Annotated in this window: 14 protein-coding genes and 1 pseudogene; 6 read left to right on the top strand and 9 right to left on the bottom strand. The window is 65.1% G+C overall.

Annotated elements, in window-relative coordinates:
- Nucleotides 1–27: 27 nt before the first annotated feature.
- Complete coding sequence (locus tag ACWPN5_RS02160) at nucleotides 28–1,704, bottom strand: ATP-binding protein (protein ID WP_492293989.1); 1,677 nt, start codon at nucleotides 1,702–1,704, stop codon at nucleotides 28–30.
- A gap of 286 nt (nucleotides 1,705–1,990) precedes the next feature.
- Here ACWPN5_RS02160 and ACWPN5_RS02155 point away from each other — a divergent pair, with 286 nt between their 5' ends.
- Together ACWPN5_RS02155 and ACWPN5_RS02150 are read left to right on the top strand one after the other, a co-directional pair.
- Nucleotides 1,991–2,647 carry a hypothetical protein gene (locus ACWPN5_RS02155; RefSeq protein ID WP_145682466.1) on the top strand — a complete coding sequence of 219 codons (657 nt, stop codon included), beginning with the start codon at nucleotides 1,991–1,993 and terminating at the stop codon, nucleotides 2,645–2,647.
- A gap of 350 nt (nucleotides 2,648–2,997) precedes the next feature.
- The gene (locus ACWPN5_RS02150; protein WP_492293987.1) at nucleotides 2,998–5,970 is read left to right on the top strand and encodes a PAS domain-containing protein; all 2,973 of its coding nucleotides are present in this window, start codon (nucleotides 2,998–3,000) and stop codon (nucleotides 5,968–5,970) included.
- 43 nt (nucleotides 5,971–6,013) lie between these two features.
- Here ACWPN5_RS02150 and ACWPN5_RS02145 read toward each other — a convergent pair whose 3' ends face one another.
- Nucleotides 6,014–6,268 carry a hypothetical protein gene (locus tag ACWPN5_RS02145; RefSeq protein WP_492293985.1) on the bottom strand — a complete coding sequence of 85 codons (255 nt, stop codon included), beginning with the start codon at nucleotides 6,266–6,268 and terminating at the stop codon, nucleotides 6,014–6,016.
- Between the two features lie 278 nt (nucleotides 6,269–6,546).
- Between ACWPN5_RS02145 and ACWPN5_RS02140 the strand changes: the two genes are divergently transcribed.
- The 3 genes from ACWPN5_RS02140 to ACWPN5_RS02130 all read left to right on the top strand — a co-directional run bounded on the left by ACWPN5_RS02140 (nucleotide 6,547) and on the right by ACWPN5_RS02130 (nucleotide 9,214).
- The gene (locus ACWPN5_RS02140; RefSeq protein WP_145682469.1) at nucleotides 6,547–7,497 is read left to right on the top strand and encodes an ABC transporter substrate-binding protein; all 951 of its coding nucleotides are present in this window, start codon (nucleotides 6,547–6,549) and stop codon (nucleotides 7,495–7,497) included.
- A 130-nt stretch (nucleotides 7,498–7,627) separates the two neighbouring features.
- Entirely contained in the window at nucleotides 7,628–8,416 is a 789-nt protein-coding gene (locus ACWPN5_RS02135) for an ABC transporter permease (RefSeq protein WP_038529855.1), read from the top strand.
- 9 nt (nucleotides 8,417–8,425) lie between these two features.
- Entirely contained in the window at nucleotides 8,426–9,214 is a 789-nt protein-coding gene (locus tag ACWPN5_RS02130; protein ID WP_014238630.1) for an ABC transporter ATP-binding protein, read from the top strand.
- 90 nt (nucleotides 9,215–9,304) lie between these two features.
- On the opposite strand, the gene ACWPN5_RS02125 is transcribed toward ACWPN5_RS02130, so the two are convergent.
- A complete protein-coding gene (locus ACWPN5_RS02125; protein WP_492293983.1) occupies nucleotides 9,305–9,697 on the bottom strand; it encodes a hypothetical protein in 393 nt (130 codons plus the stop codon).
- A gap of 417 nt (nucleotides 9,698–10,114) precedes the next feature.
- On the opposite strand from ACWPN5_RS02125, the gene ACWPN5_RS02120 reads away from it, so the two are divergent.
- Nucleotides 10,115–10,342, top strand: coding sequence for a YMGG-like glycine zipper-containing protein (locus ACWPN5_RS02120; RefSeq protein ID WP_014238634.1), 228 nt, complete (start codon nucleotides 10,115–10,117; stop codon nucleotides 10,340–10,342).
- Nucleotides 10,343–10,600: 258 nt separating this feature from the next.
- Here the strand turns inward: ACWPN5_RS02120 and ACWPN5_RS02115 are convergent.
- The 6 genes and pseudogenes from ACWPN5_RS02115 to ACWPN5_RS02090 form a co-directional block, all read right to left on the bottom strand.
- Nucleotides 10,601–11,406, bottom strand: a protein-coding gene (locus ACWPN5_RS02115) for an IS5 family transposase (protein WP_492293981.1) whose coding sequence is annotated in 2 segments (ribosomal slippage) — nucleotides 10,601–11,079 and nucleotides 11,079–11,406 — 807 coding nt in all. Because the reading frame shifts where the segments join, the coding sequence is not laid out codon by codon here.
- Between the two features lie 140 nt (nucleotides 11,407–11,546).
- Complete coding sequence (locus ACWPN5_RS02110) at nucleotides 11,547–12,782, bottom strand: IS701 family transposase (protein WP_492293979.1); 1,236 nt, start codon at nucleotides 12,780–12,782, stop codon at nucleotides 11,547–11,549.
- 78 nt (nucleotides 12,783–12,860) lie between these two features.
- Nucleotides 12,861–13,016: pseudogene (locus ACWPN5_RS02105) on the bottom strand (transposase); the annotation flags it as partial.
- A gap of 253 nt (nucleotides 13,017–13,269) precedes the next feature.
- Nucleotides 13,270–14,352, bottom strand: a complete 1,083-nt coding sequence (locus ACWPN5_RS02100; protein WP_492293977.1) for an HNH endonuclease — start codon at nucleotides 14,350–14,352, stop codon at nucleotides 13,270–13,272.
- Nucleotides 14,353–15,945 carry a restriction system-associated AAA family ATPase gene (locus tag ACWPN5_RS02095; RefSeq protein ID WP_492293975.1) on the bottom strand — a complete coding sequence of 531 codons (1,593 nt, stop codon included), beginning with the start codon at nucleotides 15,943–15,945 and terminating at the stop codon, nucleotides 14,353–14,355.
- Nucleotides 15,942–17,423, bottom strand: coding sequence for a restriction endonuclease subunit S (locus ACWPN5_RS02090; protein WP_492293973.1), 1,482 nt, complete (start codon nucleotides 17,421–17,423; stop codon nucleotides 15,942–15,944). The genes ACWPN5_RS02095 and ACWPN5_RS02090 overlap by 4 nt, the downstream gene beginning before the upstream one ends.
- Nucleotides 17,424–17,426 lie beyond the last annotated feature (3 nt).

Here is a 17,426-nt window from a genome sequence, read left to right as displayed (position 1 = left end):
GCCGCCGCATCGCCCCCCCGGACCGTCTCAGCCGGGGGAGTCGCCCGCCCGCGCCCTCGGCAGGTAGAGCGTCACGGTGGAGCCGGCCCCGACCGTGCTGGTCACCGTGACCGTCCCGCCCGACTGCCGGGCAAAGCCGAAGACCTGGCTGAGTCCCAGCCCGGTGCCCTTGCCCTCCGGCTTGGTGGTGAAGAAGGGTTCGAAGATCCGGCGCAGATGCTCCGGCGGGACGCCGGTCCCGGTGTCGCGGACGGCCAGTGCCACGAAATCGCCGGTCAGCCCGGTGTCGTCGCCCCGCCGCCCCGGCAGGCCGCGGTTCTCCGCCAGGATGGTCAGCGTGCCGCCGTCCGGCATGGCGTCGCGGGCGTTCACCGCCAGATTGAGCAGCGCCACCTCCATGGCCTCGGGATCGGCCAGGATGGACCAGAGATCGTCCGGAACGATCAGGGCGGTGTCCACCGCGCTGCCGGCGGAGCGCGCCAGCAGGGCCTCCAGCGACGCCTTGCGGTCCTGGAGGCGGAAGGGCACCGGCTCGTAGACGCTGCGCCGGCCGAAGGCGGCCATCTGCCGCATCAGCGCCTGCCCGCGCGTCACCGCCCCCTCGATCTCGGGCAGCACGCGGGCGATGCGCTCCGGATCGTTGGGGCGGCTGCGGATGGCGGCGATGCCGCTCTTCACGACGGTCAGCAGGTTGGCAATGTCGTGGGCGACGCCGCCGGTCATCCGGCCCAGGGCCTCCAGCCGCAGGCTTTCCTCCCGCGCCGTCTCCTGGCGGCGGCGCAGCCGCAACTCGCGGGCGAGAAGCCACAGGAAGGCGCCGGCCAGCGTCAGGCTGGCCAGCGCCCCCACCCCGACCAGCCAGACCGCGTTGGAGACCGGCGCCCGGTAGACGTCCTGCGGGATGGCGAAATGGACCGACCACCCATAGTCGGGCAGCGTGCGGAAGGCGACCACTGTCGGAGCGCCCTCCAGGGTCATTCCGTCGTAAACGCCGCTGTCGGCGGTGCGGCGGGCGCGAAGCGCGTTTTCACTGGCGTGGCGCCCGATCATGTCCGGCTCACCGCCGGCCCGTGCCACCAGACGTCCCTCGGCGTCGATGACCGCGGCGATCCAGCCCGGCGGCAGGCGGTTGCCAAACAGCAGGCTCTGGAAGCCCTCCGGCATCACCACCGCCGACAGGACGGCGACCGGCGCGCCGTTGCGCGTCACCGGAACGCGGATGGGGAAGGCGTAGGCGCCGCGCGGGCCGCGCAGGATCGTGCCGACCGCCGGCTTGCCCGTCTCCACCACGCGCCGGTGGCTGTCGATGTCCAGCACCCTGCCCCGGACACCGCCGACCAGGAAGGGGGCGTCGACCAGCCGGTTCCCTTCGACGTCGCTGAGGACGATGGTCGACCATAGGGGAAGCGCGCCCTGCACCCGCTCGGCGTATTCGAAGAAGGTCACGGCATCGACGTCGCGGCCCGTGGCCAGACCGTCCAGCAGGGGCGACGCCGCCACCGCCTTCAGCGCGTCGATCTGCGCCGACAGCTCCCGGTCCACCAGGGCCGACAGCCGGTCCACCAGCGCTACGGCGTTGGCCTCCATCGCGCTCTGCTGCCCGCGCAGCCACGCGCCGCCCAGACCTGCGGACAGGACAACCAGCGGCAGCAGCGCGGCCAACACGAGAAGGACCAGCGGACGGTGGTGGATCTTCGACGGCAAACGGGTCTTCCGGAACGGCGGGGCCTGCACTGTAGCACGCTCCCCCTCCACAGGAAGCGGGCGATCCGGTTCGGAAGGGTCAGGCACCCCGCATTTACCAAAGGTTGCGCAACGAGAGTCCATCGACCCAGGGCACCTCCTCCTGGGAGAGATACGGAGAAATATTTCCCGGCCGCCGCGCAGGAGTCGCGGCCGGGGCGCGTCCAATCCGACATCCGCAACCCGACCCGTACAAGCCGAACTCCGCCTGCACGGCGCGGAACGGCGCGGGACGAAGGAGACCGCCATGTCCATTTCGAGCGTGACGTCATCGGCCGCGTCCGGCATCGCCCAGCAGAGGCCCACCGGACCGGGCAAGGAGGTGCGCGAGGGCCTGCACCAGTTGAAGGACGCCGTCACATCCGGCGACCTCGATTCGATTCAGAGCGCCTACGAGTCCCTGTCCAAGCTGCAAAGCGGGAGCGGTTCGGCGTCCGACGCCAACTCCCCCCTTACCAAGATGCTGACCGCCGTGGGCGAAGCGCTGCAGACCGGCGACGTCACCCAGGTCCAGCAGGCCTTCGCGGCGAACGGCCCGAAGGGCGCCGGTGGACAGGGCGGCGCGGGCGGCCCGCCTCCGGGCCCGCCGCCGGGCGGTGCCGGTGGCCCGCCGGACGCGATGAAGGACGCCATGGGCAGCCTGTCGCAGTCGCTGCAATCGGGCGACTTGCCGGGAGCGCAGGACTCCGTCTCGTCGCTGCTGTCCTTTCTAAAGGAGGCGTCGGACGGCGGCTCATCGTCCTCCTCGTCGACATCCTCCTCCTCGACATCGGTCGCCGAGCTGTTCAAGACGGCTTTGCAAAGCATGAACAGCGCGCTTCAGTCGGGCGACCTGACCGGCGCGCAGAAGACCTTCTCGTCCCTGGCGCCGCGCGGCTCGCAGGGCGTCGACCTGTTGGCCTGAGTTGCCGCGGAGCGCCGGGCGCCCGTTCCCCACGATGGCGGGGCGCGGCGTCCGGTGCGGCCCCAGAATGACCGCCTTCCGGATCCGACCGTCAAAAGTGGTGGTGATTACCTCTTTCGATGCTGAAGATCCAAAAATTTTAGGAGAAATTCAGAAGTAAATCTTTGACACACCCACCCCACCTACCCCTTTATTTCCAGCAGAAATCCCGCAGGTTGCCAATCTGTAAGAAAATAAATCCTGACCATTAACTGCGATTTAACCATGCAAAGGTTATTCGGAACACAGGCGAAACGATAGCGGACTTTTGGTTCCGACTGCTTTCCCGCCCGATGGGAGCCTGTGACACGATGACCTTGCTGGCCCGCCTTTTCCTGCTGGTGCTTCTGGCCGTCCTGCCGGCCCTGGGCATCCAGGCCTACAGCGTGTTCCAGTTCCGTGCGGAGCGTGCCGAGGAAGTCGCCGCCCAGGCCGAGCGGCTGCTGCATCTGGTCGAGGGGGAACAGGCCCGGATCGTCGACGGCGCCCGTCTGATGGTCACCTCCATCGCGGAATCGGCCACCCTGCGGTCCGGCGACTACGCGCAATGCCAGGCCCACCTGATCCGGCTCGCCCAGCGCGCGCCCGAATACCGCAACCTGTCCGTCCTCGACCGCGACGGCACCCTCCTGTGCAGCGCCACGCCCGACCGCGCGTCGGCCGCCTCCGGCCTCGCCAACGCCCAGCGCCCCTATGTCCGCCGCGCGCTGGAGGAGGGCCGCTTCGTCGTCGGCGAATGGACGACCCCCGGCCCGGCGGCGGAGCCCGGCACCGCCATGCTGCCCTTCGCGGTCCCCTTCCGCGACGAGGCCGGCACGGTCACCGGGGTGGTGACGCTCGGCCTCGACCTGCCCTGGCTGGCCACCAACTTCGCCGCGCGCCCCCTGCCCGAGAACGCCAGCCTGCTGGTCACCGACCGCAACGGCACCATCCTGGTCAAGCTGCCCAACGGCATCGCCCAGCGCGGCGAGCGCGTGCCGCGGCCCTATCTGGACCTGCTGAACGAGAACCGCGGCGGCGTCACCACCCTGCCGGGGATGGATGGGGTGGCGCGGGTGCTGGCCTATTCGCCGTCCCGCCAGGGCACGCGCGACCTCTTCATCAGCGTCGGGCTCGACCACACCGCCGTGGCCGGCACCATCGACCGCGCCACCCGCCAGGGCCTGCTGATGACGCTGACCGGCCTGCTGGTCGCCATCCTGGCCGCCTGGATCGGCGGCACCCTGTTCATCCGCCGTCCGGTCGAGGCGCTGATCCGCGCCACCCAGGGGTGGAGCGCCGGCAACTCCAGCGCGCGGGCCGGTCTGGTCGACCGCAAGTCGGAGATCGGCCAGCTCGGCCGCGCCTTCGACGCCATGGCCGAGACGCTGGAGGCCCGCGAGCGCGCGCTGCGCGGCTCGGAGGAGCATCTGCGCGCCGTTCTGGACGCCCTGCCGACCTTCGTCGGCGTGCTGAGCCCGGACGGCGACGTTCTTCAGGTCAACCAGACCGCCGTCCAGGCGTCCGGCCTGCCGGTCGAGCAGATCGTCGGCCATCCCTTCCACGAGGCCTGCCGGCGCGCCTTCGCCGGCGCCGCGGGCGACCGCCTGCGCGCGGCGGTGGAGCGCGCCGCCCATGGCGACTCCGCGCGCTTCGACGCGCCGGTGCGCATCGCCGGGGACCGTGCGGCGATCATGGAGATGCGGGTCACCCCGATGCGCGGCCCCGACGGGCGGATCACCCACCTGATCGTCTCGGGCATCGACATCACCGAGCGCAAGTCCACCGAGGAGGCGCTGCGCGTCGCCAACGAGCGTTTCCGCACGGCGCTGCGCAACTCCGGCGTCGTGGTGTTCAACCAGGACTGCGCCCTGCGCTACACCTGGATGCACAACCCGGCGCTCGGTTTCACGGCGGAGCACGTCGTGGGCAAGACCGATGCCGAGGTGTTCGAGGACGCCGACGACGCCGAGGCCCTGACCGCCATCAAGCGCCGGGCGCTGGAGACCGGCGAGGGCGTGCGCGAGGAGGTCCGCATCCGCCGCGCCGGGCAGGACCATTTCTACGACATGACCATCGACCCGCTGCGCGGCCCCGACGGCGCGCTGGCCGGCATCACCTGCGCCGCCGTCGACGTGACCGGCCGCAAGCAGGCCGAGGCCGACCTGCGCCGCGCGCGGGAGGCGGCGGAGCACGCCGCCGCCGGCAAGTCCAAGTTCCTGGCCGTCGCCAGCCACGACCTGCGCCAGCCCGTGCAGTCGCTCTACCTCTTCGCCGCGGCGCTGGGCGACCGCCTGCAGGGCCATCCCAGCCTGCCGCTGCTCGACAACATGCGTCAGGCGCTGGACACGCTGAAGGGCCTGCTCGACGGTCTGCTCGACATGTCGCGGCTGGAGTCCGGCAAGATCGCCGCCAACCCGGCGGAGGTCCGCCTGGGCCAGGTGCTGGGCCGTCTGGTCGCCGAATACGCGCCGCGCGCCGCCCAGAAGGGGCTGGAGCTGCGCGCCGTGCCGACGCGGGCCTGGGTGCGCACCGACCCGTCGCATCTGGAGCGCATCCTGCGCAATCTCATCGAGAACGCGCTGCGCTACACCCGTCAGGGCCGCATCCTGATCGGCTGCCGCCGCAGCGGCCCCGACCGTCTGCGCGTCGAGGTGTGGGACAGCGGCGTCGGCATCCCCGCCGACCGGCTGGAGGACATCTTCGAGGAGTTCACCCAGATCCAGGGCAGCGGCGACCGCGGGCTGGGCCTCGGCCTCGCCATCGTCAAGCGCCTGTCGAAGCTGCTCGACCACCGCGTCCGCGTGCGCTCGAAGGAGGGGATCGGCTCGGTCTTCTCGGTGGAGATGCCGCGCGTCGTCGTGGAGAGGACCCGCGCCGCCGCGCCGCCGCCCGCCATGGACCTCTTCCGGCAGGCCGCCAACGACTGCGCGACCAAGGGCATGGTGCTGGTCATCGACGACGAGGCGATCATCCTGCTCGGCCTGAAGGCGATGCTGGAGGGCTGGGGCTACAGCGTGCTGACCGCGCGGTCGGGCGACCAGGCGCTGGAGCGGCTGCGCGCCGACGGTCGGCGTCCGCAGATCGTGCTGGCCGACTATCAGCTCCAGCAGGGGCGGACCGGTCCGGAGGCCTTGGCCGCGGTGCAGGGGCTGGTCGGCAAGGACGTGCCGGGCATCATCCTGACCGGCGACACCGCCCCGGAACGGCTGGACGAGGCCCGCCGCAACGGTTTCAGCATCCTGCACAAGCCGGTCTTCCCCAACGACCTGCGCAAGATGATGGCGAACGCCGGGGCGGCGTAAACGGCCCGAGGCGGCGCAGACGCAAGGAAAGCGTACGGCGGCGTCAGCGCCGCCGCACGATCCTCCGCCACAGCGGCACCGGGCGCTCCTCCTCGGCCTTCTCGGCCAGCCACTGGTCGGCCAGTTCGCGCACCTGCCAGCCGCCCAGGTAGCGGTCGCAGTCGATGGCGCTGTACAGCCGCACCTTGTCCCGGCCGAGTCGTTCGAAATAGTCCAGCGTGCGCTGGCGGTCCGTCGCGGTCATCGGCGGGTTCGCCGGCGGGTTCAGCGGCGGCTTCATCGGGTCCATGGAGCGCATCGGTCCGGCCTCCCCTCTGTGGTGCCCAAAAGAACGGCATACACCCGTCGCACTTTGTTCAGTTGGTATATGGATTGGGCACGCAAGCATCCCAATTAGCCTTTGGTTGCAAGAGCTTCCCCCGCGCCTTCCAACGAAGGTCAGGCTTGCGCCGCCGCATCGGCCCGTCTCTTCCCACCCGCCCCGCGCGCGTGCACAATGCGGCACACGGATGCGTGGGCGGCGGTCTGCCGCCCGGCGCGATCAAAAGACACCTTCAGAACCGGGAGCGGGGGATCATGAGGAAGACGTCGTGGATGGCCGGAGCCCTGGCGGCGGCCGTCGCCGGGCTGTGCGCGGTTTCGGCCTCGGCGCAGACCAAGGTGACCGTGGCGATGAGCGGCTGGACCGGCTTCGCACCGATCACGCTGGCCAAGGAAACCGGCATCTTCAAGAAGAACGGCATCGAGGTCGAGATCAAGAAGATGCCGACGTCCAACCGCCACCAGGCGATGGCGGCGGGCGAGGTGCAGGCGATCACCACCACGGTGGACACGCACCTGCTCTACGCCTCCTCCGGCGTGGACGTGACGCAGGTGCTGGTGCTCGACAGCTCGCACGGCGGCGACGGCATCGTCGTGCGCGACGCGATCAACGGCCTCGCCGACCTGAAGGGCAAGCAGGTGGCCGTGCAGTACGGCGGCGTGCCGCAGTTCTGGCTGGCCTATGTGCTGAAGAAGAACGGGTTGTCGATCGGCGAGGTGCAGACCGTCAACCTCCAGCCGTCCGACGCCGCCAACGCCTTCGTCGCCGGCCAGTTCGACGCCGCCGTGACCTATGAGCCGTACCTGTCCAAGGTGCGCGAGGCCAACGGCAAGATCATCGTCACGTCGGACCAGACGCCGGGCGTCATCATCGACACGCTGGCCTTCCAGCCCGACTACATCCAGAAGAACCCGAAGGTCGTGAAGGCCTTCGTCGACAGCTGGTTCGAGGCGCTGGACGAGATCAAGAAGGACGAGAAGAAGGCCTTCGAGATCATGGCCCGCGACGTCAACCAGACGCCGGAGCAGTTCGCCTCCTCCGCGAAGACCGTGCTCTGGTACGACAAGGCCGGCAACATCGAGTATCTGACCAAGACCATGCCGACCTTCATCAAGGAGGTCCAGGACGTGATGCTGGAGGCCAAGCTGATCCGCAAGGCGCCGCCGAGCCTGGACAGCATGACCGACACGTCCTTCGTTAAGTAAGTTCCTGCCCCCTCCCCCAGCCCTCCCCCGCTTCGCGGGAGAGGGGGTTGAGTTCCCTCCCTCGCCGAAGGCGGGGGAGGGTTAGGGAGGGGGCACCGCCTTCCAAACCCGACAACGGTCCGCCAATCCCATGTCCCCCCTCTTCACTCCGCTGAAGCCGGTCGCTCCGGCGCTGCGCACGGTGCTGGGCATCGCCTGCTTCGTGCTGTTCTTCCTGGGCTGGGGCATCGCCACCTACGGCGGCTTCGTGAAGCCGCTGTTCCTGGCCTCGCCCGGCGACACGCTGACGGCGGGCATCGCGCTGTTCCGGGAGTTCGGCTTCGCCGAGGACATCGCCGTCACGGTCTGGCGCGTCTTCGCCGGCTTCGTCATGGCCGCCGCCCTGGCGGTGCCGCTGGGCATCCTGATGGGGGCCTTCAAGCCGGTGGAGGCCTTCTTCGAGGCCTTCGTGTCCTTCGCCCGCTACCTGCCGGCCTCGGCCTTCATCCCGCTGCTGATCCTGTGGGCGGGCGTGGGCGAGCTTCAGAAGATCCTTGTCATCTTCATCGGCTCCGTCTTCCAGCTCATCATCATGGTGACGGTCATCGTGTCGGGCATCCGCAGCGATCTGGTGGAGGCCGCCTACACGCTGGGCGCCAAGCGCGACGGCGTGGTGCTGCGCGTCCTGCTGCCCGCCGCCTCGCCGCAGATCTTCGAGGCGCTGCGCCTCGTGCTCGGCTGGGCCTGGACCTACGTGATCGTGGCGGAGCTGGTGGGCGCGTCGCGCGGCATCGGCCACATGATCATCGACGCCCAGCGCTTCCTCGACACCGGGCAGATGATCTTCGGCATCTTCATCATCGGCGTGATCGGCCTGATCACCGACCTGCTGTTCCGGGCGCTCAACGCCCGTCTCTTCCCGTGGGCCAAAGGACGATAAGCGCCGGCCATGAGCAAGCTGTCCATCCGCAACGTCGAGAAGACCTTCCCCGGCCGCAACAGCACGGCGCCGACCCGCGCGCTGGTGCCGACGAGCCTGGAGGTCGCCGACAACGACTTCATCACCATCCTGGGGCCGTCGGGCTGCGGCAAGTCCACGCTGCTGCGCATCGTCGCCGGTCTGGAAACCCCCACCGCCGGCGAGGTGCTGCTGGAGGGCAAGGCGGTGTCGGGCCCCGGCCCGGACCGCGGCATGGTCTTCCAGTCCTACACGCTGTTCCCCTGGCTGACCGTGCGCGACAACGTCTGCTTCGGCCTGCGCGAGCGCGGCCTGCCGCGGGCGGAGCAGCTGGCGATCGCCGACCGCTTCCTGGCCCAGGTCGGGCTGAAGGGCTTTGAGAACCACCACCCCGCCCAGCTGTCCGGCGGCATGCAGCAGCGCACGGCGCTGGCCCGCGCGCTGGCCAACGACCCGAAGATGCTGCTGCTCGACGAGCCCTTCGGCGCGCTGGACCACCAGACTCGCGAGCTGATGCAGGAGCTGCTGCTGGGCATCTGGGAGGCCGACCGCAAGACGGTGATGTTCGTCACCCACGACATCGACGAGGCCATCTTCATGGCCAGCCGCGTCGTGGTGATGTCGGCCCGCCCCGGCCGCATCAAGTGCGACATCCCGATCGATCTGCCGCACCCCCGCTCCTACAAGGTCAAGACCACCCCGGAGTTCGCCGCCTACAAGGAACGGCTGACCGAGGAGATCCGCGTCGAAACCATCAAGGCCGTGACCATGGAGCGCTGACCGGCGCCCCATCCGGGCCGGACCATGCGAACGAGCGGCACCTCCGGGCGCCGCTCGTTCTTTTTCACCGCCTTGCTTTGTCCCGCCGGGTCAGGCTTGGCGACCGGTGTTCATGACCAGATCGGACAGGGCGACGCCGGCCCGCTCGGCGTCCGACGCGAGGGAGCGCGGGCAACTCCAATGAAGCCGCCCGCCGATTTCGAGCATCCGGCCCTGACGCTTCACCACCCACACGCCGGTGGCCGCCATGTGGATGACGCGGGCCAGCGGCTCCCCGTCGAAGCCGGAACGGGCCTTGGACGTGGAGTGGCCAACCGCCGCATCTGCTGCCGACACCGCTGGATGCATTGCCGCATTCGAGCGCTCAAAGGCTGGCGCGCACGGATGGGCACTCACCAGTTGCAGCGGGTGCCGTTCGCGGCGGTCGCTCGGGCGGCTCGCCGGGAGGACGGCATGGGCCTGCGGCCTGGAAAGATGCAGCATGTGGGGCATCCTGGGACGTTTCCGATAGGCCTGCGTCCTCAATGTCGCGCAGGTCGTTAGGACACTGAACCTTCCACGCGGCCTGGATGAAGTAAAGAGGAAACACCTCCGAAACCGTGCAACCTTTCGACGCGGAGAAAGGTAAACGAACAATAACCTGATTTTTATTATAGTTTCTTGGCTGTTAGCCAAACATCACCACCAGCGGCTTTGCAGGACGCCTCTGGCCCCCTATTTCGAGGAAGGAAGGGGGAGCGAACCGGCCCTCTTAGGGATGGAACGGACGGCTCTCCGCCCCGGAATAGTCACACGCAAAGGCGTGTTCATTCCGTAAGCATGCGCCACAAGCGCAGGCTTGACCGCTGCTTTCCGAGGCTGGCGGCATCCAAGAATGCAGGGAAGAAAACGGGTAGGATCATGGTGAAGAAACTGGCAGTGATCGTGGTTGGCGGCCTTGTCCTGACGGGCTGCTCGAACCTCAGCCACCGCGAACAGCGGACCTTGTCGGGTGGCGCCATCGGTGCCGCGGGCGGTGCCGCGGTCGGCGCCCTGACGGGGGGCAGCGCGGTGATGGGCGGCGTGATCGGCGGCGCGGCCGGCGCCGCGGTCGGCGCCTTGACCTCCAACAACGGCAAGCACCGGTAAGCACCGATTTCACAACGGGGATCAGGCCGCCGGACCAGTGTCCGCGGCCACCCCACACGCCTGTGCGCCCTCAATGTCAGGGCTCCAGCAGACGTCTGATTTTAAGGGAGATGTTGGAGCGGGTGAAGGGAATCGAACCCTCGTCGTAAGCTTGGGAAGCTCTGGAATTCCTGCTGTATTGTATTGATATTACATAGTATTTCGCTCTCGTGCACAGAAAAGTAAGCTGCTATGTAAGTTGCAATGCGCTAAGAGCGCCTAACAGAACCATCTCTGGACGAAGCGCCAGCAGATGAGGTTGGCCGCGATATGGTGAAAGGCAGTGAAGATGTCGGCGCGCCGTTCGTAGCGGACGGCGATGCGGCGGAAGCGGGCAAACCAAGCGAGCGTACGCTCGACCACCCATCGGTATCGGCCGAGACGCTCGCTGCTTTCGACGCCACGCCGGGCAATCCGCGGAATGACCGCTCGTTGGCGCAGCGCCCGCCGGCAGTGAGCGAAGTCGTAGCCCTTGTCGGCATGCAGTTTGGCCGGTCGCCGCCGGGGCCGGCCCGCACACTGGCGGATCGCCGGCACGGCATCGACCAGCGCCTCCAGCAGCTTGCTGTCGTGCCGGTTGGCTGGCGAGATCCTCAGGGCGAGCGGGATGCCGTTAGCATCGACGAGGATGTGGCGCTTGGAGCCCGGCTTGCCGCGATCCGTCGGGTTCGGGCCGGTCTCCTCACCCCCCTTTTTGCCGGGACGCTGGCGCTGTCCACCGCCGCACGATCCCAGTTGATGGCGTTGGCATAGCCGAGCCGGTCGAGCAGCACACGATGCAGCCGTTCCCACACGCCAGCCCGATGCCACTCGTGCAGACGCCGCCAGCAGGTCATACCCGAGCCGCAGCCCATCTCCACCGGCAGGAGCTCCCAAGGGATGCCCGTGCGCAGCACGAACAGGATGCCGGTCAACGCCGCACGATCGTCCAACCGGGGCCGTCCGCCTTTTGGCTTGGGCGGCTCCGGCGGGATCAGAGGCTCGATGATCGCCCACAAGGCGTCGCAAACAAGAGGGGCTGCCATGCCCCTACCAACCGCTCCCAGCCGGTTTTGTTACGCACTCTAATCCTACAGTTGAGGTTGCCTGGGCATGAGCTGGCGGCCCCAGTGATACGCACGGGCGACGGCTTGATGGGTTCGCCGCCACACCGACCAACCGAGGATCAAGGTGAGCCCGGGTGGACATTGCCTCTGAAGGGCGGCGATGAGGTGGCGGATCTCCGGCATGCTGTAGGCAATCGGCTCGAATGGCGTACGGCTGCCGCCCCCCTTTCCACATTGAGCCGCCGGCGCATGGCGGCGAGAAAGGCGAGCGCCAGCATCGCGAGGGTGATGTGCCGGTACCAGCCGTGCCAGCTGCGGACCTCGTAATCGGCCAATCCGCAATCCTGCTTGGCGATCTCGAAGCATTCCTCGATCGCCCACCGCCACCCGGCCACCCGTACCAACTCCGCCAAGGTGGTTTCCATCGGCCCGAAGGTGACGTAGTAGGCCTTGTCGGCGTGGTCCTTGCGGTTGCGGCGGATCAGCAGCCAGTGATCCCAGGGCGGTTCCTGAAGCCGGAACAGGCGCAACCGGGCCCAGTCGTAATAGCGCTGCCCCTTGGCGCCGACGCCGGCGCTCAGCCGCTTCCAGCCATCCTCCGGCACGAGGTCGGCCAAGGCCGAGGCCTTGAGGTGGAGGAACTCGCGCTCAGCGGTCAGGACGTTGAGCACCTCGTTGCCGCGCACCGCCAGCACGTAGGGAACCGCGCGCTGCTCCAGCAGCACGCGCAGGCTCTTGTCCGAGCCGTAGAGCGCGTCCGCCGCCACCCAGCCGCACGGCACGCCGGCATCCAGGGCCTGCGCGATCATCGCCCGCGCCATCGCCGGCTTGGTGGCGAACGCCACGTCGGCCGGGATGCGCCCCTCGCGCCGATGCACGTCATCCAGCCAGTCCTCGGGCAGGTAGAGGCGGCGGTCGATCAGTGCGTGGCCACGCTCGGTAGCGTAGGCCAGGAACACACCGACTTGACAGTTGTCGATGCGCCCGGCGGTGCCGGAGTATTGCCGGGCCACGCCGACGGAGTGCTCGCCCTTCTTGAGAAAGCCGGTTTCATCAACGATGAGCACACCGTCACGGCCGAGTTGCTCGACGACGTAGGCGCGGCATACGTCGCGGACATGGTTTTGGTCCCACAGCACATGGCTGAGCACCCGCTGCGTGCGCCAGGGCCGGGCGTCGCCGATCTGTTCGGCCAACTGCCAGCCGTTCTTGCGCTTGGCGCCTCCGAGCAGCCCTTCCAGGTACTTGCGGGCCTGCCGACGCGGCTCGGCACGCGCGAATTCATTGGAAATGCGGCCGAACAGCTCATCGAGCCGCGCCGGCCACCCCGTCAACACATCCAGGGCTGCGGTCATGGGAGCCTCCAAAAACGGAGACTCCCTTCAACAGCTCATACCCCCCAGCCTCTCAGGCTCAACTGTAGGACTAAGAACCTATTCCAGTAGGGAGACGAACTCCCAGACGGTGACGGCGCAGACGATGTGGAGCATGGCCTCGTAGGTGAGGGCGAGCTTTTCCCAGCGGACCAGGATGCGCCGATAGCGGTTCAGCCAGGAGTGCGCCCGCTCCACCACCCACCCTCGTGGTTTGCCGGGCTGGGCGGGGGGGGCGGTCGATCCTCGCCCCGGCGCCGGATGTGGGCGGTGAGGCCGCAGTCGTAGGCGATCTGCCGCGGGCCATCGTAATCGTAGCCCTTGTCCAGGCATAGGTGCTGCGGCTGCGCTGCCGTCGGGGTAGGGCGCGGCAGGGTGGCCGTCCGGTGAATCACACAGCGCTGTCCCGCCAGAACCCTGCATGAGCCGTTCCAAACAGGATTTGGAAAAGGACGGAGGCGGGCAATTGTCATAGCGCGCATAGAGTTTTGACTAGCTTAGTGACGCGATCTCCTATTGGGTCCGCCCGCAACGCAGATGCTGCGAGCATCTCGAACATAGGCCGTTTGATGAAACCTTGGTCGCTCAGCTCGGGACAAAGGGAAGCCCATCTCCTGAGAACGGTGCTGGCATCCACGTTGTTGGTCACAGTGAGCTGGCTATCCACAACCCACCGTGCGAAATCCCCCAGCCAGGACTTGTACTCCGCATTCAGCAGGCTTTCCTTGTAACGCAATCGGATGCTGAAGACCTTATCCCAGGTCTCAAACGCCTGTAGTGGGGGCTGGAAATCAATTACCCATTGAGGCATCTGGTCATTTCCCGCGCCCCCGAAGGGGGAGCTGTTCATCAGCGAAACCTTCGCCGTCTGCCCTCCGTAGGGGTCAATGCAGGGCCGAGCGTTACCATCCTCGGCTGTGAGCATATCGGTTGCGAGCTTGAAGCTACTGTTGCAGCGCCCACACATCGGCACAAGGTTCGGCAGATGGGTCCCGAAAATAGGGTAGATGGAGATCGCCAAATAATGGTCCAGCGCGTGGCGTGGCATATCCGGATGAGGAGCATCGAAGCGATCGATACCGCAGAATGGACAGTAGTGCCCTGGCATAGCATGATAGGCACGATGGTATAAGGCGTCTCTAATGGTCCGCCCGTCGGCCGGCACGCCTTTTAATTTGCCGAGAAGGTCAAACGAAAAGTCAAACAGCGACTTCAGGGATTGTTCGAAATCATCCGTAATCCCAAGCGGTGTCTGATAGGGTATAATACCAGACAGTACGTCCTTGTAGTAGCTGGCGGAGCCGACCAGAGCAAGTAGGTGTTGGGCTTGGGCGACGGAGAGACTCTGAGCTGCTTTATTCAGCTTTTCATAACGCGATTTTAAGCCATGGCGGGCGGAAAGCACATCTGAATGCGCCGGGGGCAGAAGCGCTTTCCATAACTTGGAGGCCACACCAGATATTCTTGCGTTAAGAACCTCCTTAACCATATCGATCAGGAAGTCCTGAAACCAGTTTGACTGAACTGGATTCGGTGGAAAATTGAACAGCAACTATTCGCCTCCGCCCTTCATTTGATTGAGTCGGTCGATCAAAAAGGCCTTTTCTACAGATGCCCCGATCTTGGGAAGAGCTTCCTCGATTTCTTCTACCCCGGCCTCTTCCGTAAGGCGTTTGATCTCGTCGCGCGCCACTTGCGAGATGGGTGGCTCGATCTCGAAACAGTCCTTTAGGATGCGATCAAAGCTTGCCCCGAAGGTCTCGTTGGAGGGATTGCGCGCCTCAATGCCGTCTTTAGTCCTTTTGAAAATGATCACCTGCTCGCGCCGCATATCGGAGGGGACGAACGGGGCGTGGGATGTTAGAATTACCTCCCGGGGCGTCACCTTAGGGATAGGTATCGACATTAGTCGGTTTATGAATTTGACGCGCCACTGTGGATTGAAATGAGATTCCGGCTCGTCAAGCAGGAAGAGCGCATTGGCATCAGTGATCATTGAGAATACGCCAAAGATCTGTGCTTGTTGATGCTCTCCGTCGGATAGCGCTACATAATCGACTGGAGCTTCTCCAGCCTTTTTGGCGTGAAATCGCACCTCCTCGAACCTGAATACCTTCTGCTCGTCCTGTGGCTCCGGTAGTCGTGTCGCGAAATGCCCTCTCATGATCTGGCGTGTTAGGCGATTGCGCACCTTCTTCGGGATGGCAAGATCGTTGAGCATCGCAAGTTTGTGGAATGAGCGGTAAAGCTCTGCAGCATCGTTCCAGTGTTTCCTAAAGGCAGCACGGCTCTGTCCGTTAACAAAAAAGTCCAGAGTATAAGTATCCGAGCCACTATCATGGTGTTGGCAGGTCGAACATGCCCGCAGCTTGAGCAGGATGGTCTCCAATTCCTCGGTCAACTTCACGCCTCGGCGACCATTTATCGGCTTCGTTCGAGTTATAGTGGAAGGCTCGAGCTGAATTATGCATCGCCAGGAGGCTAGTTCTGCAAGGGCGGCATGCTCGAGCATCTTTCCGCGGAGTTCTTCGGAGCCCAGCATCAGGTTGGCGATCAATACTTCTAGATTGGTGCCGTAATCAATCAGAAGCAGTCTATTGTCGGGAACCTCCCTTGTCCGCCTTTCTGGATCCAGTGCCGCCGAACTCACGTCCTTCGCGTAGCCCGCTCGGCTCTTGAAAAAGGGCAGGCTGAGCGTCTCATTGTCGCCAGAGGTATAGCCAACCACAATCGGCGGCAGCAGTTCGCCGTAGAGTGGGTCGTCGGACGGCACCTCTGTCCACCCTTCGCTTCCTTCCCTCTCCATGCGCACCGCTGCGCGACGCCTATGAGAGGCCAATCGTGACAGCCTCACCCTTTGTTGCTCGAGGACGGCGTGGTCGAAGTCATAAATTAACTCGAATGTTAACCCTCTATTGGCGTCGGCTCTCTCTTGATCTTCCGCGCAGGTGTGCCACGCATCCTGAAAAATCTCGGCAATGATTTGTAGGAATTGCGACTTTCCTGAGCCATTACGCCCAACCAGACAAAGAGTGGAAAATGGCTGATTATCTTTGATGTCACCTCTATCAAGAGATAAGCTTAGTCCGTTCAGTAAATTTCCGCACGCCTCAGCCTCGTAAACCTTGAGGTAGACCAGCCTCATTTCGGCCTCCGCAATATGATTGAGCCACTTTGCTCATCGAAAACCTGCTCTAAGCCTGGCGGATTCGCCGCAAGCAGTTTATATACTGCATCCCGAAGCGCATCATAATCCGCCTGCACGCCCTCGGAGAGTGTCTCGAAACTGCCCGCTCTGGACGGCATTGCGTCTAGGCGCCGCAACAGCATAGTTTCGATATCCTCGTCCATATGCAGATCCCTTGCGTTCAAATGATCAGGACTAGCGCGCTCGCCACGGTTCGTACTGGTCGGTTGCTCCAACGCTTGCGATTCAGAGTGCCTCAACCAGCCCCGCCTCACGGTCTTCTGAAGCGCATTTGCGCAGGACAGCACTTCGCTCAGGTTTTGCGAAGACGAGGCCACGACACTGTACAAACGCGCCAGTGTATCGACGATGCGCTCCTGGCGTTCCATCGGTAGGAGTGGGACAAGAAATGCGGACAAGCGCTTGGCGCTCAGATTGTTGATGCCAGTGCTTGATCGTGCCGCTGCCTCGACCATTCGCCGGAAGGGACCGCTGCGGACGAGTTCCAGCAGGTAATCACTCAACACGCCATCCCGAGGCCGCATACGTAGGAGATATCCCGCGAAGGCATACCCCTCATGGACCTCGTCGACCTTGGCAGCGTGTCCCACCAGCGAAAGGCTTCCGTTGGATCGAACAAGAAGGATGTCTCCCGCTCTAAGGCGATACTGCTCATACTCGCGCCGGTTCATCGATGTGTACTTGAGATCGGTCGCGTCGATTTCACCAGACGGTGCAATGTTGGGAATACGCAAAACTGGTGTGCCGACACCACCGTAAGCGCTTTTTGTAGACGTGCCGTAATCGATGGACTTCACAAGGTCGGCCAGAGGAACCAGGAATCTTTCCCCGCCCGCACCCCAAATCAGCCTTGACCGCGTCGTTTCCATGAGAGCCGTGGCTGCGCGCTCCAGTTCCGCCATGGCCTCTGAAAGCCTTGACACTGCTGCGACAAGCCGACTGTCGTAAGTGCAGACTTCTGCTTGGGCTTCCAGAGATGGAAGGTCGAGTTGATAGCTGGCAATCGTCGCGAAAGATGTTCTCGGGCGGTCGCCCTTCGTTCGCGCATTGACAAACTGAGTAAAATCGTCGCTCAGCAGAAGGGTTAGCAGGTAGCGTGGAAGGATTTTTTCCGTACATCGAAGAACAATGATCTCGCTGGACGCAGAGCCTTCGAAGTTAGCGACAGCAGCTTTTCTCAAATAGGGTCGGAGGCGGCCGTAAAGAACATCCCCGCTTTGGAATTGGATAACTCGGCTTCGGACATCGGAGGCATAAGACAGATTGATAATTTGCCCATCTTGAGACGCGATGTCCTCTAGGCCAATGAAATACGTACCTGTTGGCAGGTCGCCGGGCATCGCTGATACCCGAATCTGGGTGACCACCGTACCGAGTTCGATCTTGCCGCCTTCTTCCGGCGCAATCAATGTCATGAC

This window comes from Azospirillum sp. UENF 211521 (assembly GCF_058780535.1).
The sequence above is the reverse complement of the archived record's forward strand: the minus strand, read 5'-3'. Positions and strand labels throughout refer to the sequence as shown.